This window comes from Bowmanella denitrificans (genome assembly GCF_002887595.1).
In the GTDB taxonomy this organism is placed as follows: domain Bacteria; phylum Pseudomonadota; class Gammaproteobacteria; order Enterobacterales; family Alteromonadaceae; genus Bowmanella; species Bowmanella denitrificans.
The window spans coordinates 114,468-139,215 of record NZ_PEBU01000007.1 but is presented as its reverse complement, the minus strand read 5'-3'; the positions used below and the strand labels follow the sequence as shown (position 1 = coordinate 139,215).

21 protein-coding genes and 3 tRNA genes are annotated in these 24,748 nt (G+C 49.3%); 19 read left to right on the top strand and 5 right to left on the bottom strand.

Annotated features, from left to right (window positions below; all coding sequences use genetic code 11):
* The first annotated feature begins 14 nt into the window (after positions 1 to 14).
* Positions 15 to 2,243, top strand: a complete 2,229-nt coding sequence (locus CSR04_RS14160; protein WP_102796955.1) for an Ig-like domain-containing protein — start codon at positions 15 to 17, stop codon at positions 2,241 to 2,243.
* Between the two features lie 56 nt (positions 2,244 to 2,299).
* Here the strand turns inward: CSR04_RS14160 and CSR04_RS14155 are convergent, their stop codons facing one another.
* Positions 2,300 to 2,854 carry a M15 family metallopeptidase gene (locus tag CSR04_RS14155; RefSeq protein WP_102796954.1) on the bottom strand — a complete coding sequence of 185 codons (555 nt, stop codon included), beginning with the start codon at positions 2,852 to 2,854 and terminating at the stop codon, positions 2,300 to 2,302.
* 101 nt (positions 2,855 to 2,955) lie between these two features.
* On the opposite strand from CSR04_RS14155, the gene CSR04_RS14150 reads away from it, so the two are divergent.
* The 9 genes from CSR04_RS14150 (at position 2,956) to ybaK (ending at position 11,436) form a co-directional block, all read left to right on the top strand.
* Positions 2,956 to 3,300, top strand: coding sequence for a hypothetical protein (locus CSR04_RS14150; RefSeq protein WP_102796953.1), 345 nt, complete (start codon positions 2,956 to 2,958; stop codon positions 3,298 to 3,300).
* Between the two features lie 53 nt (positions 3,301 to 3,353).
* The gene (locus CSR04_RS14145; RefSeq protein ID WP_102796952.1) at positions 3,354 to 3,842 is read left to right on the top strand and encodes a TlpA family protein disulfide reductase; all 489 of its coding nucleotides are present in this window, start codon (positions 3,354 to 3,356) and stop codon (positions 3,840 to 3,842) included.
* Positions 3,843 to 3,953: 111 nt separating this feature from the next.
* Positions 3,954 to 5,078, top strand: a complete 1,125-nt coding sequence (locus tag CSR04_RS14140) for a M14 family metallopeptidase (protein ID WP_102796951.1) — start codon at positions 3,954 to 3,956, stop codon at positions 5,076 to 5,078.
* Between the two features lie 168 nt (positions 5,079 to 5,246).
* A complete protein-coding gene (locus tag CSR04_RS14135; RefSeq protein WP_102796950.1) occupies positions 5,247 to 6,929 on the top strand; it encodes an alanine/glycine:cation symporter family protein in 1,683 nt (560 codons plus the stop codon).
* Positions 6,930 to 6,991: 62 nt separating this feature from the next.
* A complete protein-coding gene (locus CSR04_RS14130; protein ID WP_102796949.1) occupies positions 6,992 to 7,384 on the top strand; it encodes a zinc ribbon domain-containing protein in 393 nt (130 codons plus the stop codon).
* Positions 7,384 to 7,659: a YeaC family protein gene (locus tag CSR04_RS14125; RefSeq protein WP_102796948.1), complete on the top strand. Its 276-nt coding sequence runs from the start codon at positions 7,384 to 7,386 to the stop codon at positions 7,657 to 7,659. Before CSR04_RS14130 ends, CSR04_RS14125 begins: the two co-directional genes overlap by 1 nt.
* A complete protein-coding gene (locus CSR04_RS14120) occupies positions 7,649 to 10,426 on the top strand; it encodes a DUF349 domain-containing protein (RefSeq protein WP_102796947.1) in 2,778 nt (925 codons plus the stop codon). The genes CSR04_RS14125 and CSR04_RS14120 overlap by 11 nt, the downstream gene beginning before the upstream one ends.
* A gap of 91 nt (positions 10,427 to 10,517) precedes the next feature.
* Positions 10,518 to 10,931 (top strand): nucleoside diphosphate kinase regulator, encoded by a 414-nt coding sequence (rnk, locus tag CSR04_RS14115; RefSeq protein WP_102796946.1) that lies wholly within the window; start codon positions 10,518 to 10,520, stop codon positions 10,929 to 10,931.
* Between the two features lie 40 nt (positions 10,932 to 10,971).
* A complete protein-coding gene (gene ybaK, locus CSR04_RS14110) occupies positions 10,972 to 11,436 on the top strand; it encodes a Cys-tRNA(Pro) deacylase (RefSeq protein ID WP_102796945.1) in 465 nt (154 codons plus the stop codon).
* A gap of 459 nt (positions 11,437 to 11,895) precedes the next feature.
* On the opposite strand, the gene ansA is transcribed toward ybaK, so the two are convergent.
* The gene (gene ansA / locus CSR04_RS14100) at positions 11,896 to 12,903 is read right to left on the bottom strand and encodes an asparaginase (RefSeq protein WP_102796943.1); all 1,008 of its coding nucleotides are present in this window, start codon (positions 12,901 to 12,903) and stop codon (positions 11,896 to 11,898) included.
* 170 nt (positions 12,904 to 13,073) lie between these two features.
* Here ansA and CSR04_RS14095 point away from each other — a divergent pair, with 170 nt between their 5' ends.
* The 8 genes from CSR04_RS14095 (at position 13,074) to CSR04_RS14060 (ending at position 21,585) form a co-directional block, all read left to right on the top strand.
* Positions 13,074 to 14,882, top strand: a complete 1,809-nt coding sequence (locus CSR04_RS14095; protein WP_102796942.1) for a DUF885 domain-containing protein — start codon at positions 13,074 to 13,076, stop codon at positions 14,880 to 14,882.
* A 190-nt stretch (positions 14,883 to 15,072) separates the two neighbouring features.
* Positions 15,073 to 17,337 carry a carbohydrate binding family 9 domain-containing protein gene (locus CSR04_RS14090; RefSeq protein ID WP_172449362.1) on the top strand — a complete coding sequence of 755 codons (2,265 nt, stop codon included), beginning with the start codon at positions 15,073 to 15,075 and terminating at the stop codon, positions 17,335 to 17,337.
* A gap of 462 nt (positions 17,338 to 17,799) precedes the next feature.
* On the top strand, positions 17,800 to 18,444 hold the full coding sequence (uvrY, locus tag CSR04_RS14085; RefSeq protein WP_102796940.1) for a UvrY/SirA/GacA family response regulator transcription factor: 645 nt from the start codon (positions 17,800 to 17,802) through the stop codon (positions 18,442 to 18,444).
* Positions 18,445 to 18,532: 88 nt separating this feature from the next.
* Positions 18,533 to 20,353: an excinuclease ABC subunit UvrC gene (gene uvrC / locus CSR04_RS14080; RefSeq protein WP_102796939.1), complete on the top strand. Its 1,821-nt coding sequence runs from the start codon at positions 18,533 to 18,535 to the stop codon at positions 20,351 to 20,353.
* Between the two features lie 61 nt (positions 20,354 to 20,414).
* A complete protein-coding gene (gene pgsA / locus CSR04_RS14075) occupies positions 20,415 to 20,978 on the top strand; it encodes a CDP-diacylglycerol--glycerol-3-phosphate 3-phosphatidyltransferase (protein ID WP_102796938.1) in 564 nt (187 codons plus the stop codon).
* 153 nt (positions 20,979 to 21,131) lie between these two features.
* A tRNA-Gly gene (locus CSR04_RS14070) sits at positions 21,132 to 21,207 on the top strand.
* 4 nt (positions 21,208 to 21,211) lie between these two features.
* Positions 21,212 to 21,285, top strand: a tRNA-Cys gene (locus tag CSR04_RS14065).
* A gap of 213 nt (positions 21,286 to 21,498) precedes the next feature.
* A tRNA-Leu gene (locus CSR04_RS14060) sits at positions 21,499 to 21,585 on the top strand.
* 147 nt (positions 21,586 to 21,732) lie between these two features.
* Here CSR04_RS14060 and CSR04_RS14055 read toward each other — a convergent pair.
* The 3 genes from CSR04_RS14055 to CSR04_RS24760 all read right to left on the bottom strand — a co-directional run bounded on the left by CSR04_RS14055 (position 21,733) and on the right by CSR04_RS24760 (position 22,888).
* On the bottom strand, positions 21,733 to 22,044 hold the full coding sequence (locus CSR04_RS14055; RefSeq protein WP_102796937.1) for a type II toxin-antitoxin system RelE/ParE family toxin: 312 nt from the start codon (positions 22,042 to 22,044) through the stop codon (positions 21,733 to 21,735).
* Complete coding sequence (locus tag CSR04_RS14050; protein ID WP_102796936.1) at positions 22,034 to 22,288, bottom strand: type II toxin-antitoxin system ParD family antitoxin; 255 nt, start codon at positions 22,286 to 22,288, stop codon at positions 22,034 to 22,036. Before CSR04_RS14050 ends, CSR04_RS14055 begins: the two co-directional genes overlap by 11 nt.
* A 420-nt stretch (positions 22,289 to 22,708) precedes the next feature.
* A complete protein-coding gene (locus CSR04_RS24760) occupies positions 22,709 to 22,888 on the bottom strand; it encodes a hypothetical protein (protein WP_146027178.1) in 180 nt (59 codons plus the stop codon).
* A gap of 162 nt (positions 22,889 to 23,050) precedes the next feature.
* On the opposite strand from CSR04_RS24760, the gene CSR04_RS14045 reads away from it, so the two are divergent.
* Positions 23,051 to 24,733, top strand: coding sequence for an AIPR family protein (locus CSR04_RS14045; protein ID WP_102796935.1), 1,683 nt, complete (start codon positions 23,051 to 23,053; stop codon positions 24,731 to 24,733).
* Positions 24,734 to 24,748: the final 15 nt, after the last annotated feature.

Here is a 24,748-nt window from a genome sequence, read left to right as displayed (position 1 = left end):
TTAGGGAGATAAGAATGAAGTCAACCTTTAAAGTCGTAGCTGTTTATTTATTGAGCCTGCTGCTCGTTGCCTGTGGCGGCGGTGGCTCACTTAGCACCGATGGTGGGGGTAATCCCACTACACCGGTTGAGGAAGTCACAATCGGCTTTACTGTTGTGGATGCCCAGGGTAACGAAGTGAATCCCAGCAATAGCACGCTGAGCGCTGCCACGCCGTGGCGTATCAGAGCCAAAACTCAGGTAAATGGTGCCAATGCTGCCAATAAACTCGTCACCTTTGTTATGCCTGCCGATGGCTATGCGACATTTGATCCTGCCAGCGGCACAGCCACGTCAAATTCTGATGGCATTGCTGAAATTGGCATTAAAGCTGGTGAAGTTGCAGGTGGCTTTAGTGTGGTTGCCCGCAGCGGTGAATCTGATGACTTTACCCTGAATCTCACGTCAGCCGGAGACGGTAATCAGACTTCAGTAGATATTGCCAAACTGAGCTTGTTTGCCAAAGGCCAGAATACTATTTTACCTTCATCAGGTGCTGACGGCATTGAGTTGATTGCCCTTGTGCAGAATTCATCTAATGCAGTGGTTGAAGATGTTGATGTGCGCTTTAGTGCCAGTTCAGGGCAGCTCACTAGCAGCCTGGTGACCTCCGATGCTGAAGGTTTGGCCAACAATGTACTGAGTACCCGCAATGAACCGGAAAACCGGGATATTACCGTTACTGCAACGGCTGGGAATCAGACAGCACAGCTTACTATTCGGGTGGTTGGAACCACAGTGAAAATAAATGGTCCGTCTTCTGTCATCATCAATGATGAGGCGGAATTTGCTATTACTGTAGCGGATTCTGACGGAAATGGTCTGGTTGAGCGGGCAGTGCAGCTCACCAGTCAAAGTGGTGAATTTCCAGATTTAAGCAGTGATACGGTATTAACCGGTGCCAATGGGCAGATTCTGGTGAAGTACCGGGCCACCAGCGCAGGGCAAGATGCTATTACCGCACGGGCACTTAATGCGCAGGCCAGCTTTACGGTTACCATTCAGCAGGATGACTTTAGTTTTCAGGGCTTACCTGCTTCCACAACTAAACAGATCCCAATTAATACCTCCAGTTCAATCAGTGTGCGCTGGTTTAAAAATGGTGTGGCTTACTCAGGTGGCACGGTGGCTTTTAATACCTCACGCGGGGAATTTGTTTCCTCCCATACCGCCACAACCAATGCCAGTGGTATAGCGGCAGTCAATATCCGCTCCAACAATGCCGGACTGGCCGCAATTTCTGCCGAAGGTACGGACGCTAATGGCAATATTGTCACTGCCCGCGCTCAGGTTGAGTTTGTGGCCACGCAGGCGGATCGCATTATTGTGGATGCCACGCCGGATACCGTCGGTCCTAATGGTCAAACTGCGACTATTACCGCATTGGTGTTGGATCCTGATGGTAACCTGGTTAAAAACAAACAGGTGGAATTTACCGTAGATGACACCAGCGCTGGCTCTATTTCTGCGCCAACCGCTATTACTGATAATCGCGGGGTTGCTACAGTGGTCTTTACGTCTAATGCCGTTACCGGTGCCGAATCTGTCAATATTAAGGCTGTGGTGGCAGACAATCGTAGCGTGGAAGGCTCAACATTGTTAACTGTGGCCAACCGTCCGTTTGATATTACGCTTGGCTCGGGCAACGTTGTTGTGGTACCCGAGGATAACACCACCTATATCAAAGAGTTTGCCGTTTTCGTTACCGGCTCCGATGGTGCGCCTATAGCGAACGAAGACTTACGTGCCGTGCTGGAGCCTCTGCCATACAGCCAAGGCGGCTATTACCGTAAAGGGACCTGGCAATGGGACAGTATTAGGGAAGTATGGGTACCGGTTGTCACCGCCACTTGTGTCAGCGAGGACGTCAATGATAACGGTTTACTGGATCAAAGCGCTACGGTTGACGAAGATACTAATGGTGACACCTTCCTGACGCCGGGTATTGTTGGCAGCCTCAGATTCAAAGACAGTGATTCGATCACCGATGAGAACGGACGGGTTACCTTACAGTACGAATATCCAAAAGACCGAGCGCCCTGGACCAGTGTGATTATTAAAGTGCTGGGTCGTTCTGAGCGTACAGAAGATGCAGAAGGCCAAGTCTATATTCTTGACTATGCTGGTGCTGATGCCGCAGACGAAAAGTCATCTCCACCCAATAGCTGGTATGGTACCGGGGCTAATTGTACTGATGTACTCTAATCGTCTTCTCTGAAGAGCAAAATACCGGGCTTGTCCCGGTATTTTGCATTTAGGGGTTAAACCAACATCCCCTCAGCAAGCAAACCATTACCGCGTAAAATGGCCAGCAGTTCATCTGGCTGTTGCGTTTTTAATGGGTTGCCACCCGGGCGCAACTGGGCGTGGGGGAATTCACGAAAGCTTTGCCAGTCCCCGGCCCAGTGCATACCGACTTCACGTACTCCCTGACCATAAATGTCCCAGTGTTCTTTGGCATCCACATAGCTCCATTCCGGTTTGCCACCCAGCAATGGTACCGCGTCCCAGGCCTCACCATAGTTATGCCAGGACTCGCCCGGCGCGGCATTAGTGACATGACGGCCATAACAAGGGCCAACCTGGTGAATAATATCAGCCAGAAAGCCAAAGCCACGTTGGCGAAACTTGTTTTGTTTGTCCTCTATTTCCGCTCTGGCCCTGGACTGCCGGTAAAGCCTGGCCTGCTCTTGCAATGGCCTTAACGTGCAGTAAATTAACAAGTCAAAGCCACCAACATCACGACAAAACTGTATTACTTGTTGCGCTTTGACTTTTACTTCAGGCACCAGGTCATTTAGGTCCCGTGACGCCATAGTGATTCTCCAGCAAAGGGGATAAAGTGACTCTAGTCGGTGAATAAAAATTCGCCAATTCGAACAAAAAAAGTAAACTCAGATTTTTAAGGAGAATAACGATGCAGATTCTGGGATTACGTTTTTGCCGCATTACTGACCATGCGGATGAGGTGATCGCGTTTTTTGACAAGTTGGGGTTACCTCGTCTTGATGGCTGTGATTTTGGTGACAGTGGCGCGATTTTCCCGGCCGGAAGCAGTTGGGTAGAAATCTGGCAGCAATCCGAGCATATGCCGGCCGGTTTTATGTTGCAGATCCTGGTGGACGATGCCGATGCCTTTGCGGCCCAGGCCAAAGAACAGGGATTGTCACCGCAGGGGCCCATGGATGAACATGGTGAACGTATCTACTTTTTACAGCCACCTGGCGGATTTGCCTTGTCTTTTCAGTCAAAGTTGCAATAAGTTTCGCCTTTTACGGTCTGTTTAAAGACTTTTTCAGGGTGAATACTTATTTAATGCGTAAAAGACTCTTATCCTCCCTGCAGTGGCTGCTGTTATTACTGGCTCTGGGGGCCATTTATCAGTGGCAGAAACGCCATTTGCTGGACACCGGCAGTGAGGTTTCAGTGACCGCCTTGCCACTGCTACAGGGCGGTACTGCTGAACTGGCAGAGCCAGGTAAGCCAACGCTGATTTACTTTTTTGCCCCCTGGTGCAATATCTGTGCAGTCAGCATAGGTAATTTGGACGGGCTGGATCACGAGCAGCTTAATATCAAACGCGTGGCGATGGATTATGCCTCGCTCAATGATGTGGCTGAATTTGTTGAGGATAACCAGGTGAAAGGCGATATTCTGCTGGGCCACGAAGGGCTAAAGCAGCACTTCCGGGTATTGGGATACCCCACCTATTATTTGCTTGACGCAGACAATCGCATCGTTGCCAGCGATATGGGCTATAGCTCAACTATCGGCCTGAAAGTGCGCCAGGCTCTGGCGCTTTAGGTTTCACGCGCTGATTGGGGGCTAAGCGGCTGGTTCGACCCTTTTAGCTTGTGAGAAATGATGCACTTTATGTTAGATTAGCGCGGTCATTCACCTAACGTCATATTTACAATGAGAATAAGCTGCAATTTTGATAGCGGTAATATTCAGGTGGTGCGGGCTGAGCGCCCCGACGATATCCATCTGACCATCAAAAAAGACAACCAATCTGACTTTTATCAATGGTTCCATTTCAGGCTGGAGAGTCAGCCTATGGTTAACCACAAACTACGTATTGGCGATTTAGCCAAATCAGCATACCCAGACGGCTGGCAGGGTTATCAGGCGGTTGCGTCTTATGACCGTCAGGAGTGGTTCCGGGTGGACTGCGAGTTTGACGGTGATACCCTGACGATCGACCACACCCCCGAATATGCCACCACCTATTACGCCTACTTTGCCCCGTATTCATATGAACGTCATTTGGATTTACTGGCCTGGGCGCAGACGTCTTTTGACTGCGAACTAAGTCATTTGGGCGAAACACTGGACGGTCGCGATATGTCATTACTGACCATCGGCCATGCTGAACCCGGCAAAAAGGCCGTGTGGATTGTCGCGCGTCAGCATCCGGGTGAAACCATGGCCGAGTGGTTGATCGAAGGCCTGCTGGAAAGGCTGCTGAATGAAGACGACGGTCTTTCCAGACAACTGCTGGAACAGGCGGTGTTCTATGTGGTGCCTAATATGAACCCAGACGGCTCGGTCCGCGGCCATTTACGCACCAATGCCAAAGGGGTGAACCTCAACCGTGAGTGGGCGCATCCCTCTTTGGAAAACAGCCCCGAGGTTTATCATGTGCGGCAAAAAATGCAGCAAACAGGCGTTGATATGTTCCTGGATGTGCATGGTGATGAAGCTTTACCCTACAACTTTGTCGCCGGTGGTGAAGGTACGCCCAATTACAACGATAAGCTCGCTCATCTGGAAAGTACCTTTAAGCAGGCATTAATGTTAGCCACGCCGGAATTTCAGGATACCTACGGTTATCCCAAAGATAAGCCAGGTGAAGCTAACCTGACCGTGGGCTCCAATGCCATTGGCAATGACTACCAATGTCTGGCTTATACCCTGGAAATGCCGTTTAAAGATAATGCTGAGTTGCCCTGTGCAGCCTATGGCTGGTCACCTCAGCGAAGCAGAAAACTGGGCGAGGATGTACTGGTTGCCATTCGCGCCGCACTCAGCCAGCTTTAATGACTCTATAGGGTAGGGAAGCCCGAATAAGCAAAAGGGAAAGTCTGACTTTCCCACTATAACAATAAGCGGTATTGCCGCAGTGCCTGGCACGCTGGACGCGCGCCGGGCAGATTTTAGCAACAGATGGTCATCTGAACCTGAATAACGATAACAAAGGGGAACGCGTTGGAATCCTTCAATCAGTTTTTACTCAGCCTGGACGGCATGTTGGGAAGTGCCGCCTGGTTTCCTTATGTGCTGCTGGGCGTTGGTTTGTTTTTTACTCTGTATCTGGGCTTTCCCCAGATCCGCTACTTTAAGCATGCCTGGCTGGTCGTCAGCGGCAAGCTGGATAAGAAAGGTGCCCCTGGTGATACCACACACTTTCAGGCCCTGACCACAGCCTTGTCCGGTACGGTAGGGACAGGCAATATTGGTGGTGTTGCCTTCGCCATTTTTCTGGGCGGGCCGGCTGCATTGTTCTGGATGTGGGCCACCGCCTTTTTGGGCATGACAACAAAGTTTGTAGAAGTCACACTTTCGCACAAATACCGGGTGAAAACCGAAGATGGCACCATGGCCGGTGGCCCCATGTACTATATGGATCGTCGACTGAATATGAAATGGCTGGCGGTCGCCTTTGCCATTGCTACGGTCATCAGTTCATTCGGTACCGGTAACCTGCCGCAAATCAACAATATCGCGCAGGGTATGCAGGCAACCTTTGGCCTGGAACCGATGCTGACCGGTGGTGTACTGGCGGTATTGCTTGGTCTGGTCATCCTGGGGGGGATTCACCGCATTGCTAAAGTTACGTCCAAAATTGTACCTTTTATGTCGGTGCTGTATGTCATTGGTGCGCTGGCCGTTATTTTGTACAACGTCGAGAACATAGGCCCGGCCTTTGCGTCCGTTATCTCTGACGCCTTTACCGGCTCAGCCGCGGCAGGCGGCTTTTTGGGCGCTACTATTGCATATGCCTTTAACCGTGGGGTAAACCGTGGTCTGTTCTCTAACGAAGCGGGACAAGGCTCTGCGCCTATTGCTCACGCTGCTGCCAAGGCCGACGAACCCGTATCAGAAGGTATGGTGTCCATCCTTGAGCCGTTTATCGATACCATTATTATCTGTACCCTGACAGGCTTGGTGATTTTGTCTTCTGGTGTCTGGAAAGAAAAATTCGACAACGAATTTGAACGCGCCGATATGATGATTCTGGCCGGACAGTACGAAGAGCAACGGGACGAAGACCGTCATCAGTTATTCCTCTACCTCAACAAAGAAGAGGGGCACAGTGTTGAAACATTCAACGGTAAAATTGAAGTGGTGGCAGGTAAAGCGGTAAGTCGCGGTTTCACTATTATCAATGCCCGCTCCATTGCCGAAGAGGTGGTATTTAGTGTTGATGCCAAAGAAGACCTTTACACCGGTACCCTGAATGTTGTGGACGGTCGCCTGCAAAAAGACAATATTCTGGTGTCGGGCAAATCGCTGGTGCATTCGGCGCAGCTTACTACGCTGGCCTTTACGCGCGGATTTTTTGGCGACTACGGTCAGTACATCGTATCTATCGGCTTGCTATTGTTTGCGTTCTCCACCGCCATTGCCTGGTCTTATTACGGTGACAGGGCCATGACCTATCTGCTTGGCCCCCGTTCGGTGATGCCATATCGGGTGTTTTACGTCGCGGGCTTCTTCTGGGCGTCTTTCTCTGATACCACCCTGGTATGGAACCTGGCGGCCGTGGCCATTGTAGTGATGACCCTGCCTAACCTGTTCGGTATTATGGTGCTGCATAAGGAAATGAAAGAAACGGTCAACGAGTACTGGCGTGATTTCAAGGACAAACAGGCTAAAGACAAAGCCTGATTGGAATAAAACAAGCGCGGCCCAGGCCGCGCTTATGTTATGTCATTAAAGAAGGGGGAACCATGGCCCTGACTAATTGCCCATCGTGCAATAAGAAGATTTCCGACAAGGCCAAGTCTTGCCCACATTGTGGTTTTGCTGCCGGGGCGGCAAGTGAAGACGATATTCTGCGTAAGCAGCGCTTTAATAAATTTAAAAAGGCCCAGTCCATTCAAACCCAGTCTATGGTTGCCATGCTGATGTTTATTGCTGGCTTTGCCATTTTGTATTGGGGAGACGGCCCGTCTACCGAGTTTGCCTGTAAGTTGTCATTTAATCTGGTGAATAACAGCAGTCCCATCTGCCTTTGGCATGGGCAGTTGCAGTACAATATTGCCATGAGTTGTTCGGTGATTGGCTTTGTCTGGTACGTGGTCAATCGCATTCGTTTGATTTTTATGAAGAAGTTCGATTAATGAGTATTCAGCAGATGGTCAATGCCATGACCCCGCAGGTTTACCAGCGCTTGCTACAAGCGGTGGAAACCGGCAAATGGCCTGATGGTTCTACCTTAAGTGAAGCACAGCGTGACAGCAGTATGCAGGCGGTGATGCTTTATCAGGCTCAGGTCCTGAAGTCCGATGAGCATATGACCATTGGTGCAGATGGCAGCATAGTGCATAAGTCTAAACAAGAATTGAAACAGCAGTTCCAACCCTCTATTGCCAGGTTTAAAGCGGATGATATTTAAAAGTTTGTTTCGTCCCAAGTATCAGCATCCTGATCCTAAGGTCAGGCAGGCGGCCATTGCGGACTTAGACCCAGCCCAGCCAGAGCACAAGACGCAGTTACATGAAATGGCGTTCAACGATGAAAATCTTAACGTCAGGCTGGCCGCCCTGGATCGGCTGGACAGTTTTGCCCTGTGGTGGAAACTGGCGCAGACCGAAAAGCAGGAACGCATTCATAAAAGGGCGCAGCAGCGGGTGGAAGCCACCTTACTGGAAGGTCAGGGGGAAAGTCTGAGCGATAAACAACGTCAGACCTTTGTGCAGGAATGCACCAATCATGGCTTGCTGGAAAAACTGTTACTGCAAAAATGGCAACATGACGAGCCAGCGCTCAGTCAGGCAATTCTGGCTAAGCTTAACAAGGCATCCCTGCGGCAACGGGTGATGTTTGAAAGCCACAACGCAGATCTGCCGCTGCGACTGGCTGAACTGGAACAGGACGAAGACTGCCTGCAACGTATGCTGCGCAAGCATAAAGATAGCCGCGTGGTAGCGCTGGCCAGACAAAAGCTTGAAAAGTTAAGCCAGGATAAAATCGACAAGCAACAACTGGAAAAAACCTTGCGCCTGATCCTGGCTAAGTTATTGGCCCTTAAAGATAACCAGGATTATCCGTTATTGTGCCAACAACTGGATGAGCTCAAAGCACAGTTTTCTGCTTATCAGCAGCAGTTGTCTGAGCTGCCACAGGCAATCAACGAGGAGATCAGTCAGAAGTATCAGGATTTGTGTCAGAAGGCCGAGCGGCGTGCCGAGTCTGTCAAACAGGCCTGGCAACAAGCTGAAGCTGAGCGTGAAGCGGCTGAACTCGAGCAACAGTTGATAGCAAAGACCCGCAGTTTGCTTGAGACATTGAGCAGTCAGGATACTGCGCTGCAAATGACTGACCCACAAAGGCTGGATTTCATCCAGCGTATTGGCCAATGCCGGGCTGAGCTGAGTCATATCAGCAACAGTCGCGACACAGAGTCATTGCAAAATCGTCTTAATCAGGCCGAAATGGATCTGCAAAAACTCCCGGCCCTGCAACAGGCAGTGCAAGGGGCGAAGGCACTGCTGAGCACCTTGCAGGATGTTGCCGTGCCAGCCAATTTGGCTGAATTGAATGAGGCGCAAAAAGCCTGGCAGGAAGCACGCGGTGCTTACCGTGCACTGAAACGTCAGTTTGATGCCTTATGGCCGCAGTCGGTGCAAAAAGACTGGCAGACGTTGGACAAGGCCTGGCAAAACGCTATTCATACCCTGAATCAGGAAGCCAAAGCACAACTGAATAAGGTCAGAGGCAGTCTGCGCAAAGTTCAGGAGTTGGTGCAAACCGGTAAGTTCCACGCTGCGATGTCCATGTATCAGCGAGTACAGAAATGGCATCAGGCCCTGCCTGAAACAGAGCAGGACAAAGTACAGCGCTTGTTCGAACAGGTCCGCGAACATATTGAAAACCTGAAAGAATGGCAGGCCTATATCGCCCAGCCGCGCAAACCTGCGCTGCTGGAAGAAATTCAGGCATTGGCTGATAAGCCGCTGGATGCTAAAGCGCAGGCAGACAAGGTTAAACAACTGCGCAGCCAATGGAATACCTTAGGCAAGCTCGACACCGAGGAAGATCTGCAATTGAATCAGGCCTTTGACTTGGCTTGTGAACTGGCGTTTGCGCCAGTCAGGGAACAATATGCGCTGGAACAACAACGCCGTGAAGCCAACTTGCTGGCCAAGCAGGGGCTGCTTGAACAGCTTCGGCAATTGCAGGCGCAGACAATGGACATGGACCAACTGGCCAAGTCTTTGCAAAGTCTGCAACAACAATGGCGTGATGTGGGCGACGTGGATTATCGCCAGTTACAAAATTTGAATCAGCAGTACCGAGAGCTATGTGCACCGGTTAAAGCCAAACTGCAAAGCTGGTATCAGGACAATGAAGCGCAAAAACAGCGCCTTATCGATAAAGTGCAGGAGTTGTTGGCACTGGATGATATCAATGAAGCCACCCATCAGGCCAAACAGTTACAGGAAAGCTGGAAGCAGGTTGGTCGTGTACGGGCTAAACAGGAAAGGTTGTTGTGGGACGCATTTCGTAGCGCCAATGACGCACTGTTTGCTAAGCGCAATCAGGAGTTTGACAACCGCCGTCAGGCCAATCAAACCCTGCTCAGCGAAGTACAAGACCTTCTTAAGCAAACTGAGTTGGCACTTGTTTCGCTGCAAAATCATGCAGAGTTGCTAACCTTGCAAGAGCAAACCAGTGAAAAGCTGCAAAGGCTTTTGGCACAACTGGATGATAAAGCTGCGCAGCAGGTGCAACGTGACTGGCAGAAAGTGCAGGACAAGTTTGCGGCTAAGGCTGATACCCTGCGCCAGCAGCAGCAACTGGCTAAGTATGAGCTGCTGTTCGATGTGTTGGGTGGTTGGTCACAAAATCCGCCGCCAGAGCAGATTGAACGTTTGCCTGGCAGTTGGCGTCAGGCATTTTTGCAACCTGGCGGCGAGCAGAGTCGCCTGCAGTTGCTGATTAAAATGGAATTACTACGTGGCCAGGCGTCAGCTACAGAAGACACTGAGCTTAGACGTGAAGTTCAGCTACAGATGATGACCGACAAACTTGAGCAGGGTGAAACACCGGATATGGACCAATTGTTATGTCAGTGGATTAATCAGGGGCCGTTAAGTGTTGAAGAACAGGAGCAATTGCCGCGCCTGACACGACTTTTTGCCCCCCCAGGTGGCATTTGACCCGCAAGCAATAACGCTGGCCCCGTCAAATGACGGGGCTTTTTTTTATGTACTGTCCATTTCCTGAATACGGAAGGACTAAAGAGGAAAAATGACAACGCAACCCAGAATACTCATTTCCAACCAGGACGCTGATCGGCTGGAAGCCATGCTGGATTCATTATCGGACAAAGCCTTTCCCGGTAAAACGGAATTGCTGAGGGAACTGGACCGGGCCGAGAATGTTGACAGCAGCGACATTCCGCCCGGCGTGGTTACCATGAATTCCACGGTGCGATTTAAGGTCGCGTCCAGCGGTGAATCATTCTGTAAAACCCTGGTGTTTCCCAAAGATATGGATGACACAGGCGACAAGATTTCTATATTGGCTCCGATTGGCAGCGCCCTGATCGGCCTCTCACAGGGGGATGATATGCAATGGCCGGCGCCGGGTGGTAAAACATTGACCGTGCATATTGATGAGGTACTCTACCAACCAGAGCACGCAGGCCAACTGCACCGATAACCAGACGCCCAGCAATGGGCGTCATCTATTCAGGATAAGCATGACACCGGCAATCAACAGTCTGCAAAAGGCCAGGGCCGAGTTTAGATTGCATCAGTATCAGCATGATGCGGGTCACCCCTCTTTTGGTCTGGAAGCGGCCGAAAAGCTGGCGGTGACACCAGAGCGCGTGTTTAAGACGTTGGTTGCTGAAACAGAAAAAGGGCAACTGGTGGTGGCCGTTGTGCCGGTAGATCAGCAGTTAAATCTTAAACAGCTGGCCAAAGCGGCTACATGCAAAAAGGCCGAAATGGCAAAACCTGACAAAGTGCAGCGCACTACCGGCTATGTTTTAGGTGGGGTCAGCCCGATTGGGCAGAAGAAAATGCTGGCTACCTTTGTACATGTGTCCGCCAGAGAATATACCAGTATCTTTGTTAGCGGTGGACGTCGGGGCCTGGAAATTGAACTAAACCCGGATACCTTACTGAGTGCCACTGGCGGCTGCTTTGCCGAGCTGGTTTAGGGCATATTTGCCACTAAAACCACTAAAACCACTAAAAGCCGAAAGTTATTCACCGCCGAGTCGCTGAGAGCGCTGAGAAAAGCAAGAGGTGCTTCAGTCGTAAGTTGGCAGTTAGCAGTAGTCAGTGAGCCGTAAACAGCATTGCGCTGACAGAATGATGGAAACCAGGGCAGCCATTGAATTTTGTTGGGCTTAAGCCCAACCTACAGTGGGTCGGAATTTATTCCGACAGCAAAGCTAATTCTAAGCGCCGTGGGTCGGACTTGAGTCCGACAGGGGGGAAGTAATCAGTCGGCAGTTAGCTGAATTAAGTGGTCAGATGGCAGAAATCCGTTGACAGAGCATGAGGGCGAGTCACAGATCAAACTGCAAACTGCAAACTGCAAACTGCAAACTGCAAACTGCAAACTGCAAACTGCAAACTGCAAACTGCAAACTGCCAACTGCAAACTGCCAACATCAAACGCTTAATTCACCACGCAGATTTTCCATCAGTAAACGGCGGGTGTCGTCTACCGGCAGCTTTTTGCTGAGCAGATAATGCAGCTTAGCCAGAGCGGCTTCCAGGGTCATATCGCCACCAGAGACAACGCCTACTTGTGCCAGCGCATTACCGGTGGCATAGCCTGCCATATTAACCTTGCCGCGCAGACACTGAGTACAGTTAAGCACGATAATGCCTTTTTGCCTGGCTTGCTCAAGTTGTTCCAGTAACGCCTGATTTTGCGGTGCATTACCTACGCCATAGCTTAGTAAGATCAGAGCATTTACCGGCTGTTGCAGGGTATTTCTGATCACTTCGCTGCTGATCCCCGGATACAGGGTTACCACCCCTATGGGCTGGGCGGTGACCGGGCTAACCTGCAGTGGCTGCTGCACCACAGGTTTGACTTGCCCTTCCAGTACCTGAATGTTGATGCCGGCTTCCATCAGTGCCGGAAAGTTCGGCGAAGCGAAGGCATTAAAACCATCAGCGTGGATCTTGCGACTGCGGTTACCGCGCAGTAATTGGTTGTTAAAAAATAAACATACCTCATGGACCGGATAATTGGCCGCCAGATACAGCGCATTGAGCAGATTAACCTGTCCGTCACTGCGGATCTCGGCCAGTGGAATTTGTGAGCCGGTGACGATCACAGGCTTGGTCAGGTTTTCCAGCATAAATGACAGTGCCGAGGCGGTGTAGGCCATAGTGTCGGTGCCATGCAGAATAATGAAACCGTCGTAGCTGTCGTAATTGGCCTGAATATCATCGGCGATATGTTGCCAGTCCAGCGACGACATATCTGAGGAGTCCATGAGCTGGTCATATTCATGAATAGTGAACTGCGGCATTTCATCCCGGTGAAACTCGGGCATCTTGCTTAAGGTTTTCGACAGGAAACCAGGTACACAGACATAGCCCTTGCTGGAAGGACGCATGCCGATAGTGCCGCCGGTATAGGCCACATAGATATGTTTTTTCATAGGGTAGGGCTATTGGTATTTTTGCAGTTATTCTAGCGGGTTGCGCTATTGGGCTCAAACCGCACAGCCACAATCTTTGGTCGTCTTTTGCTGCAAGTGGTGGAATTTCATAGTGCAAATACGCAAAGCTGTGCTTGAATACCGCAAAAATACAATCAAACAGGAACCCTATGCGTGTACATATTCTTGCCGCCAGCCTGGCACTGGTATTGGCCGGTTGTCAAAGCAACCCACCGATGACAGAGGTTCAAAGCGCCGTTAGCAGCCAACCGACAGAGAGCGAAGCGACTAAATTACGTGAACTGGTAGATAACTACTTTAATGAAAACCTGGCGATGAACCCGCTGTCCGCCACCATGGTGGGGGTGATGGATTACAACCACCTGTTTAGCGCGCCTATCAGTGCTGAAAGTCTGGCGAAAACAGCCGCCTTTGAACGTAAATATCTGGCTCTGGCCAAGCAGATCGATGCCAGTCAGTTGCAAGGACAGGATCGCCTAAGCCATGAGATTTTCCTGTATGCCCGCCAGCAGGCGGTGGACGGTCTGCGGTTTCCCAGCCATCTGATGCCCTTTAACCAGATGTGGGGAGTACAGAATTTTTACCCAATGCTGGGCTCTGGCAGCAGTGCCCAACCATTTAACAGCGAAGCCGATTACAACAACTTTATTCAGCGTAGCCAGGGCTTTGCGACTTATATGGACAGTGCCATTGCGGCCATGCGTGAAGGGATACAAAAGCAGGTTGTGTTACCTAAAAGCCTGATCGTCAAGGTGCTGCCGCAGTTGCAGGCGCATATTGTCAGCAACCCCCAGGACAGCGTGTTTTATGGCCCGGTTAAGATGCTGGACAGCAATGCCCAGCTCAGTCCGGCGCAAAAAGCCAGTATCAGTGAAGCTTACAATAAGATGATCATGCAGGTCATTGTGCCTGCTTATCAGCGTACTTATGATTTTATGTTGAACGAGTACCTGCCTGCGGGGCGTGAATCCGTTGGATTGTCAGCCCTGGCGGATGGAAAGGCCTGGTACGAACATATGATAGCGGTGAACACCACGTTACCATTAAGTGCGGATGAGATTCACCAATACGGCTTAAACGAAGTGGCCAGAATTCGCAGCGAAATGAATAAAGTGCGCCAACAGGTAGGCTTTAGTGGTGATTTGCAGGCATTTTTTACACACCTTAAAACCGACCCGCAATTTTTCTTTAGCAGTGAAGAACAGGTGATCCAGGCTTATGAGCAGGTCAAAGCCGATATCAATAGTCGTTTGCCAGCCCTGTTTGAGGTATTTCCCAAGGCCGACTACGAGGTGAAAGCGGTGGAAGCTTACCGGGCCGCGTCATCGGCTGGTGCCAGTTATCAGCAGCCCGCACCAGATGGCTCCAGACCGGGGATTTTTTATATTAATACCCATGATTTAAAGTCGCAGCCCAAATACCTGGTGGAGACCTTAAGTATTCACGAAGCGGCGCCGGGCCATCATTTCCAGATCGCCATACAGCAGGAAGTGGACGCGCTTCCGGATTTTCGTAAATACGAGTTTTATACCGTGTTTGCCGAAGGCTGGGCACTCTATGCGGAAAGTCTGGGTAAAGAGCTGGGCCTGTTTACTGATCCCTACATGTGGTACGGCAGGTTGTCAGATGAACAGCTACGCGCCATGCGCCTGGTGGTAGATACCGGCCTGCATGCCAAGGGCTGGACCCGTGAACAGGCCATCGACTTTATGCGCCAGAATTCTTCCATGGGCGAGGCAGATATCGAGGCCGAAGTGGAGCGCTATATCGCCATACCCGGTCAGGCCCTGTCCTACAAAATTGGTCAGCGTAAAATCCGCGAGTTGCGGGAACAACTGGCTGCCCAGCTTGGCGATACATTTGATGTGCGGAAGTTCCATACCCAGGTGCTGATTGACGGTGCCATGCCGATGCCGGTACTGGAAGCCAAACTCAAGCGTTGGGCCGCAGGGCTATAAGCTGAATATAGCCGACCTGCTGGTCGGCTTTTTTATACAGACTTGTTGTTTATGTACTGTCGTCGCGGCAGCAGAGACTTGCCTGGCATCACAAAATAGTTGAAGATCAGCGCCTTAATTTTCAGGGGAAGGGCACTCAGCCCAACGACGAGCCTGCCACAGAATGCATGGCCGTAAGGACAAATTCACAATGCAACAAGCCAGACTAACCGTCATGCTTGGGCTACTTAGCCTGAGTGTGCTGGCCGACGAGACCATTCCGCATCTAAATCAGCCCATTGAACTGGATGGCTGGTTTGACGAAGCCATCTGGCAACAGGCCAAAACTATTGCTATCTACCACATTACTGAGCCGTCCGATCAGGGCGAAGCAGAGGTGCAAACCAGCGTCAGGGTATTTGAAAATGGTGAGTATTTATATCTTGCCTTTGACGCCAAGGACCCAAACCCACAGCACATCAGAGCGGCCTATCGAAAGCGCGACAATATCTGGGGCGACGACATCGTCGGGGTGAAAATTGATACCTATGGTAACCACAGGCTGGCCTATCAGTTTTTTGCCAATGCTTTGGGCAGCCAGGCTGATGTGATTGAGAATGCTGTAACCGGCGATGAATCATCCGGTTGGGATGGCCACTGGCAGGCGGTCGGTCATATTACCGAGCAGGGTTATCAGGTGGAAGTGGCGATCCCCTTGCATATTATGAATTTCCCTAATATTCAGGGGCCGAAGCAATGGGCCATGGAATTTGTGCGGTTCTGGCCCAGAGATCAGGAACAACGTATTTCCAGCGTGGATATCAGCCATGCCAACGAATGCTGGGTATGCCAGATGCCTTTGTATACCGGCTTTGCCGATATTCGTTCAACGCAAAGCCTGGTGCTGGCCCCGGCCTTGGTCAGCAGCATTGAAGACAGCCGGGACCGCAGCACAAATTCAGCCTGGCAACGTCAACGGCAACAGCAGTTAGGGCTGGACCTGAAATGGAGTATCAGCGAAGACGTGACGCTGAACGCTACCCTGAATCCCGACTTTTCGCAGGTTGAGGCGGATTCGGCACAATTGGCGGTAAACGAGTCATTTAACTTATTTTTCGACGAGAAACGCCCATTTTTTACCGAAAATGCTGACTATTTCACATCCCCCTGGGATTTAGTCCACACCCGTAACCTGTTAGCTCCTTCGTTGGGGGTAAAAGTAACCGGGCGGGTGGCAGAGCATACCTTTGGCTTGTTTGTCGCCGATGATGACAGCACGTCATTTATTGTGCCCGGCAACCTGGGCTCTGCGTCTGCCACGTTAGCCGAAAAAAGTAAAAACCTGGCAGCCCGCTATGCGCACAATCTGACCAAACAGCTAACACTGGGCGCAATGACCACTTATCGTCAGGCCGATGACTATGCGAATCGTCTGGGGGCACTGGATCTGAACTATCGTTTCACCGAACAGGACACGCTGACCTTGCTAGTGGCGCATTCAGAAACGGATAACCCGGCACAGTTATCGTCCTTACTCTGGGATGAAACCGTCGTTCGCGCCAGTCAACCGGCCCAGTCAGACCATGCCTGGTATTTGCATTACGAGCATAGTTTCCAAAATGGCAATGTGTTTATTGAACATGAAAATATTGGCGAGGATTTTCGCGCTGATTTGGGCTTTATGCCTCAAGCTGACTGGAAACGCAGCGTGGTAGGGGGCGGGCATAGCCTGTATCCGCAGCAGCCAAGTTGGTGGAGTGCACTGCACTTCTATCTGGATTGGGACATTACCCATAATCAGGCCAATGAACTGCTGGAGCGGGAATGGGAAGGTAGTATCGGCCTGGACAGTCTGTGGGACAGCGCGATTGAATTGGGCTTCTTCCGCCGTGAGCGAGCCGGACCGCGTACCAATCACAACCTGTTGACGATAACGGGTAATGCCGGGCGATTCGACGAAAAAGGCCTTACATTTTTTATCGAAGCCAGCCCGTTATCCAGTACTTACCTGAGTGTGTATGTGGAGAAGGGCGACGAACTGGACCTGTACAACAACAGGTTGTCTGATTTGTTGTATATGGAGTCTGAGGCCAAAGTCGCCTTTAACCGCAACCTGCAATTGCAGGTACGCAATGAATACACGCGGCTGAAAGACCAGGGCAATGACGTGTTGGACGCCAATCTTACCGACTTGCGCCTGACTTACCAGTTTTCCAGCCATTCGGCGTTGCGCCTGACCATGATATTGGATGACACCCATCTGGGCCTGGCGCATTTTAACCCGGTAGCCAGAGAAGGTTTGTACCGCCGTGAACAAGGGTTGTCCTCGCAGTTGCTGTACTCATATGAGGTGAATCCACAAACGGTGTTTTTCCTCGGCTATTCAGAATATGCCAGTCAGAACGACGAGCTGCTCAGCCTGCGTGCAGATCGACGAACCGCTTTTATGAAGATGTCCTACGCCTGGTTTATTTAGCATATCGGTTTGGCTGGCAAATATGGTAAAACAAAGCCACACAGTTAAAACACAGGGGGCAGGGTGGATATACGGGCGCAGAAGTGTCGATGCGGCGGTCAACCAGGCCCTTTAGTTGCCGTACCTGGCTGTAAAGATCGCTGGACGATTGCATGCCAGATTAAGGTTTGCCAGGCACGTAATACCGGGCAGGGCCGCGTGCATGTGATACAAGGCTGGAACCGTCTTGCCAGCCATTTCTATCGGTAGCGGACAAATGCTGAGCAGCGATGGCTTCAGCCGCTAACAGCCCTTTTGCTAAGGCGCTATTTTACTGATGTGTATAGCCAATGATTGGAGTATGATAGCTGGCACTAGATGGTAAAAAAAAACGACACTCGAAGCGGAACTCGAAGTGCGAGGATTTCAGGTAACGGAACACTTTAAGCTCACAACAACAAAAAAACGCCTGGAGCTATTCCTTTGATTAAGATTTTTCTGGTTGACGACCATGATCTGGTACGAACCGGTATCAGGTTGATTTTGGACTCCGAGAAGTCCTTTGAAGTAATTGGTGAAGCCGACAGCGGTGAGGAAGCGGTAAAGTTTTGCCGTACCCAGCACCCTGATATCGTGATGATGGATATGAACATGCCAGGCATCGGCGGCCTGGAAGCAACCAAAAAAATTCTGCGCCATAACCCTCAGGTTAAGGTGATATTTCTCTCTATGCACAAAGAAAACCCTATTCCGGCCAAAGTGATGCAGGTGGGTGCCTGGGGTTTTGTCACTAAAGACGCTGAGCCGCGGGAGATGATCCGGGCGATTTTCCAGGTTTGTTCCGGGCAGAAATATATAGCTCCGGATGTGGCCCAACAGATTGCCCTGGGTAAAATTGATGGTAACCAGACCGATCCGTTCAGGGAGCTGTCTGAACGTGAACTGCAAATTATGATTATGCTCACTAAAGGTGAGAAAGTGCCGGATATCGCCACCCGTTTAAGTATCAGCGCTAAAACCGTCAACACCTACCGTTATCGTATGTTTGAAAAGCTTGGCGTTACCGGGGATGTGGAACTGACGCATCTGGCCTTACGCCACAAGTTAATCAGCCCGGAACAAATCTGAGGTATTGCCAACCTGCCGGTAGTTTTGCCAGAGTGTAAAGCTGCCGCAATGCGATTGATTCATATAAACAGAGACCCACTGCCAACGCATGACCAGCGCCTTTGATCACAAAGCCTTTTTGAAAAACCTGACGGGACAACCCGGGGTTTATCGTATGTACAATCAAAAAGACGAGGTGATCTATGTCGGTAAGGCTAAGAATTTAAAAAAGCGTGTATCCAGTTATTTTCGCAGCAATCTGGACAGTGTAAAAACCCAGTCTCTGGTCCGGCAAATCCAGCATATGGATGTGACGGTTACCCATACCGAAACCGAAGCCTTTATTCTTGAAAACAACTACATAAAAAAGTACCGACCACGCTACAACGTGCTGCTGCGGGATGACAAAAGCTACCCTTTTATTTTGCTAACCGACCATCAGCATCCACGTCTGACGCTGCATCGGGGCGGCAGAAAGCCCAAAGGCGAGTATTTTGGCCCTTACCCCAGTGCCTGGGCTGTGCGGGAAAGCCTGCGCACCATGCAAAAGCTATTTCCGGTGCGCCAATGCGAAGACAGTTACTACAAAGCGCGCACCCGCCCTTGTCTGCAATACCAGCTTAAACGCTGTGCCGGCCCTTGTGTTGAAGGGCTGGTTAGCGACCAGGAATACGACCAGCAGGTGCAACTGGCACGGCTGTTCCTCAAAGGCAAGAATGCCGAAGTGATCGATGCACTGGTTAAAAAGATGGAGCAGGCCAGTATCGACCTGAAGTTTGAAGCGGCCGCCCGCTACCGGGATCAGATCTCGGCGCTCAGAAAAGTACAGGAACAGCAGTGGGTCAGTGGCGACCAGCCGGAAATGGATGTGTTTGGTTTTGCCTACCGTAACGGCATTGCCAGTATTCAGGGCTTCTTTATTCGCGATAACAAACTACTGGGCAGCAAGAGTTATTTCCCCAAGGTACCGGCTGATATCGGCCCGCAGGAAGTGTTTCAGTCGTTTCTGCTGCAATATTATCTGGCGGGTAATAAATCGGTGCCCCGGCAAATTGTTGTGCCGATGGTGCTGGAAGACAGTCAGGCCATTGAGGAGCTGTTGAGTCGTCAGGCCGGACATAAAGTGCAGTTTTTCCAGGGGGCCAGAGACGAAAAGCGCCGCTATTTAAAACTGGCCAATACCAATGCCGAAGCCGCGCTGGAGGCTCAGCAGAGCAGCCAGAAATCGGTGTTTGCCCGCTATCTTGAACTGGAACAGGTGTTGGAGCTGGACAGCCCGGTGCAACGTATGGAATGTTTTGATATCAGCCATACATCCGGGCAGCAGACGGTGGCATCCTGCGTGGTGTTTAATCGTGAAGGGCCATTTAAAAGTGATTACCGGCGCTACAACATTGAAGGGATTACTCCAGGGGATGATTATGCGGCGATGGATCAGGCCTTGCGCCGCCGTTACAGCAAAATAACCGATGAAAACAAGATACCGGATATTCTGTTTATCGACGGGGGCAAAGGGCAACTGGCGCAGGCCGAAGCCTGCTTTGAAAACTGGCCACATAGCAAGATGCCGATGCTGATTGGTGTCGCTAAAGGCACCAGTCGTAAACCCGGCCTGGAAACCCTGATTCTGGCTGGTAGCCATGCCACTATTCCGATGCAGGCCGATTCTGCGGCGCTGCATCTGATTCAGCATATCCGCGACGAAGCGCACCGTTTTGCTATTACCGGCCATCGGGCCAGACGACAAAAAGTCAAAACCCAGTCCAAACTGGAAAACATTCCCGGCGTGGGGGCCAAACGTCGGCAAAGCCTGCTTAAATATATGGGGGGCATGCAGGAAGTGTTAAGTGCCAGTGCTGAAGAAATAGCCAAAGTGCCAGGGATTAGTGAAGAACTGGCATTGATTATCCATGAACACCTGCATTTATAAGGGCAAATTGGTGTAAGATGACGCGCAGAAAAACAGAACCGGTATGAATGTGACAAGCAGTATGTGGACCATCCCCAATATCCTCACCTCCCTTCGAGTGTTGTTAATTCCGGTTTTTGTGATTGTGTATTTTCTTGATTGGCAGTGGGCGCACCAAACGGCGGCCTTTATCTTCTGGTTTGCCGCGATTACCGATTGGTTCGACGGCTATCTGGCCCGCAAACTGGGGCAATCTACCGCCTTTGGCGCCTTTCTCGACCCGGTGGCCGACAAGCTGATAGTGGGGGCTGCGCTGATTATGATTGCGCATAGCTACGACAGTGCCTGGATCACCATCTCGGCGGTGCTGTTAATGTCACGGGAAATCTTTGTCTCAGCGCTGCGGGAATGGATGGCCGAGTCAGGCAAGCGCGATACCGTGCAGGTGTCTTTTATTGGTAAAGCCAAAACTATGGCACAAATGCTGGCATTGATCGGCCTGTTATCGGAACTGGAATACTTTATGGGCTTTCCCATTTATTGGGTGACGCTGGGCAAAATCCTGCTGATTATCGCCACTGTGTTGTCGGTATGGTCAATGTGTATTTATCTGAAGGCGGCCTGGAAGCATCTGACAGCGGCCTGACTGTTGGAAAATAGGGCGTTTGAGTCAAAATTTCGGCAGTCGACACGAAAATGACACTTTTGTGGTTGACAGCCAAGGCGGTGACGGTAGAATTCAGCCCACGTTTAGGGAGGCAGCCCAGTAAGGCAAGACTTTCCTAACCGATAGAAAAATGCGGGAATAGCTCAGTTGGTAGAGCACAACCTTGCCAAGGTTGGGGTCGCGAGTTCGAGTCTCGTTTCCCGCTCCAAATTGGCGGAATGGCAGAATGGCTATGCAGCGGATTGCAAATCCGTGTATCTCGGTTCGACTCCGGGTTCCGCCTCCATCTCTCAACGCAATGCGTTGATTTCTCGAAAGCAAGTCGCTTAATAATCTGACGGCTGAGAGAAACCCCGATGCCCGGGTGGTGAAACAGGTAGACGATGTGCAGGAAGTACAAGTGTCGCGAGAGGCGGGAAGCCGGTAGCGACCACAAGGAAACTGCCCAAAGGCAGTTAAGAATGCTGGTAGCAGCAATAACAGCTACATATCCCCCGATGCCCGGGTGGTGAAATTGGTAGACACAAGGGATTTAAAATCCCTCGGCGGTAACGCCGTGCCGGTTCAAGTCCGGCCCCGGGCACCATTTAAAATCTTGCACTTAGCTGCATCTCTTAATCTGAATTCTGTCTTCAGTTATCCTCATTTGACTGCATTTTGGCTACACTCAAAAAAATTATGCTGTTTGCCAAGGTGAGGCTGCAACGAAAGACAATTTAGCCTGATAGTTATCCTATAACCCTAATGGCCTATCAAAGTAATGTTCTATATCCATTGATTGATGCGGTACGCCGATAATGGCGATATCGGTTTGCAGAATCTGATAAAACACCAGATGCTGGCCTTGAGCGAAACAATAGTATCCTTTCGCAATATCTGTTCTGTGTCGACCTGCCGAAGGTTGTTCAGCCAGCCAGGCAAAGCGTGAGAATAAGGCTTGTATATAAGTATCGGCCTGATGCTCCCCCCAGGTTTCAAGGGTATAAAGCCAGGCATCGTATAAATCACCTTTTGCTCTGGGGGTAATTTGAAAGCTATTTGCCATTGCGCTGTGCTTTAAACTCGCTAAGCATCTCCTGTTCAGATTGATTAACAAACTCGCCACGTTGTGCCTGTACAGCGCCTTCATCCAAATGAACTCGCAGCGCAGCAAGCTTAATTTTCTTCTCTTCCAGGGTACGCAAAGCGTCGCGCACTACTTCGCTGGCGGTACCATAACGGCCACTGGTTATTTCTGCTTTGATAAAGCCTTCCCAGTGTTCACCAAGAGTCAGGCTGGTATTGGCCATAGTCACCTCTGCTGTATTCAAATTGGCTATTAAAGAATATAGCATCGACGTACTGAATGACCAATTGAAAAGCGCAGCGACGCCGGATGCCAAGCAGATATCCATAGCGGTCAATCTGGTGGTTTAGTGTTATGCATATTTGACCAGCGGAAGCATCAGGGACATTAAGGCCACTGCGGCACCGCTGAGCCAAACAGATAACCTAACGGTCTGAAGTAATAGGGAAATTTAGGTATCAATCAGCCAAACCATCTGCTAGATTTTTGTAAAGATGTGAGCGGCAAGTTCACCTGGCGACCTGGTCAGATTAAACATGCGCACAGATAAGCGGAATTAACAATATAAGTGTCAGGAAAGCCCTTGATCAGACACTTTATACCCAGACGCATTTTCAGATTCGAGAATTAGAAGGGCAGGGCGCTAAGTTGGACGCAGAGAAGCAACAGAAAGGTTCGGCGTAATGGCCGTCAGGCGTTTTCGCATTTCCCGTTCCCACACATCCAAAGCGCATAGCTGCTGATAACCCCTTAGGTTATCTTTGATATGGAAGTATCGAATCAAGTCACTGTTGGTAAAGCAAAAGGTTCTGTTTTGATACATCGTTGCTCCTTGCAAATTCATGACAGCGAGCATATATAAATTACATTTAAACTGGATTAGGTAGAGTTCAAGTTAAATATAACTATATGTATCAAAGCAAGATGTAATCAGTTTTATGTAGATGTTGATATTTTATTTGCAATTTCATGTTGAGTGAATGGGATGAATATTAGGCAGCAAATAGTTCAGAGTAATATTGAGAAAACTGCAATTCATTTGGAAATTGAGGAGGATGCTGCTTTTACAAGACTGGCTCATTCTCTGGTAACAGACCAAAGTCTTCATTCATTTGAAGAGCGAGAATTGGTTGATGGTGGTCAAGATAAACAAATAGATGTAATTTCAATTTTTGATGAAAACGATGAAGCTTACGTTTATATCTTACAAGTTAAAAATACACAATCATTTTCTTCAAATATACTTGTTCAGCTAAGAAATGGGTTGCAATGGGTTTTTAATAAATCTAGAGCGGATATTTCTGCATTATCAAATACAAATCTTAAAGATCAAATATTGAGTTATAGAGCTTTGCAGTCTTCAATAGGTCCATCAAATATCCATGTTAAAGTGGCCTATATAACAAATGCACCAAGAAAAGTCATTTCCAATGAATGTATTGAAGAAGAAAAAAGCATAACGGATGAATATGATAATGAAGTCTTTGCTTCATTTAAATTTGAGTATTGGAGTGCAGAGGAAATAGTCGATCGCATTAACGCACTTGAAAAAAAGAATAAGAAAATTAGCGCTGATATTAAGATGAGATACGATGCTAACGCACCATCATTGATAAAATATCAAACGCAAGGTTTGACAGGTATTGTATGTTCTGTTCCGGCTACCGAAATTTCTAGGATAGTTAATGAAGATGTAAATGGCTATGTATTTGATCTAAATATAAGAAAATATCTAGGCAATAGAGGTAGCGTTAATCCAGAAATATTGTCTACATGTTCAAATGCGGAAACTAGCTATCTTTTTTGGTTTTTAAACAATGGAATTACGATAGTTTGTGATAAAGTCGACCCAGTTACTGACCCCGATGATCCCCATGTGAAACTTACAAATATGCAAATTGTGAATGGCTGTCAGACAGCATCTTCTTTGGCTAGAGCAGGTACCAATGGAGAGCTACAGAAAGATGCAAGGGTTATTGTAAGGATATATCAGACAGAAGACATTGATCTTGTTGATCGCATAGTTTTAACTACAAATAATCAAAATAAAATATCAGGCCGAAATCTAAGGTCAAATGATTTGGTTCAAGTTGACATTGAAAGAGGCTTTGAATTCTATAATTTGTACTATGAAAGAAAGCCAAGGCAGTATGATAGTATTGAAGGCATTCAAAAGGCAAGCGTGATATCAAATGACATAGCCGCGACTTCATACCTAGCAGTTGTACTTAAAAGATGCAGTGATGCAAGAAGCCGCAAGTATAAAGTCTGGAGTGAGTTCTATGATAAAATATTCACTGGTGATATTGTACAGCCGTTTGTACTGTCTTCGTTGATTTATTCCAATGTGAAAGATTCACTGAAGCATGAATCGTACGTAAAGGATTCAAATGAAAAGCGCCGTTACATTGCTAAAAATGCCTCATTTCATATATCTAGAATAGCCTCATTTTTATTTAGAGGATCTGATTCATGGATAGATACTAATAAAATGGACAGTGAAATTTCAAAGATACAAGATGGAATGGTTAACTTTGACGACTTTACTAGAAAATCATTTGATATTCTGCTAAACGTTGTCAGTGATGAGAAAGACTTGAATGCGGAGTTAAAATCATCCCATTTGGACTCTAAAATTAGTAAAGAGCTAAATATTAAATTCAGATAGAAAGTACGTCTAATA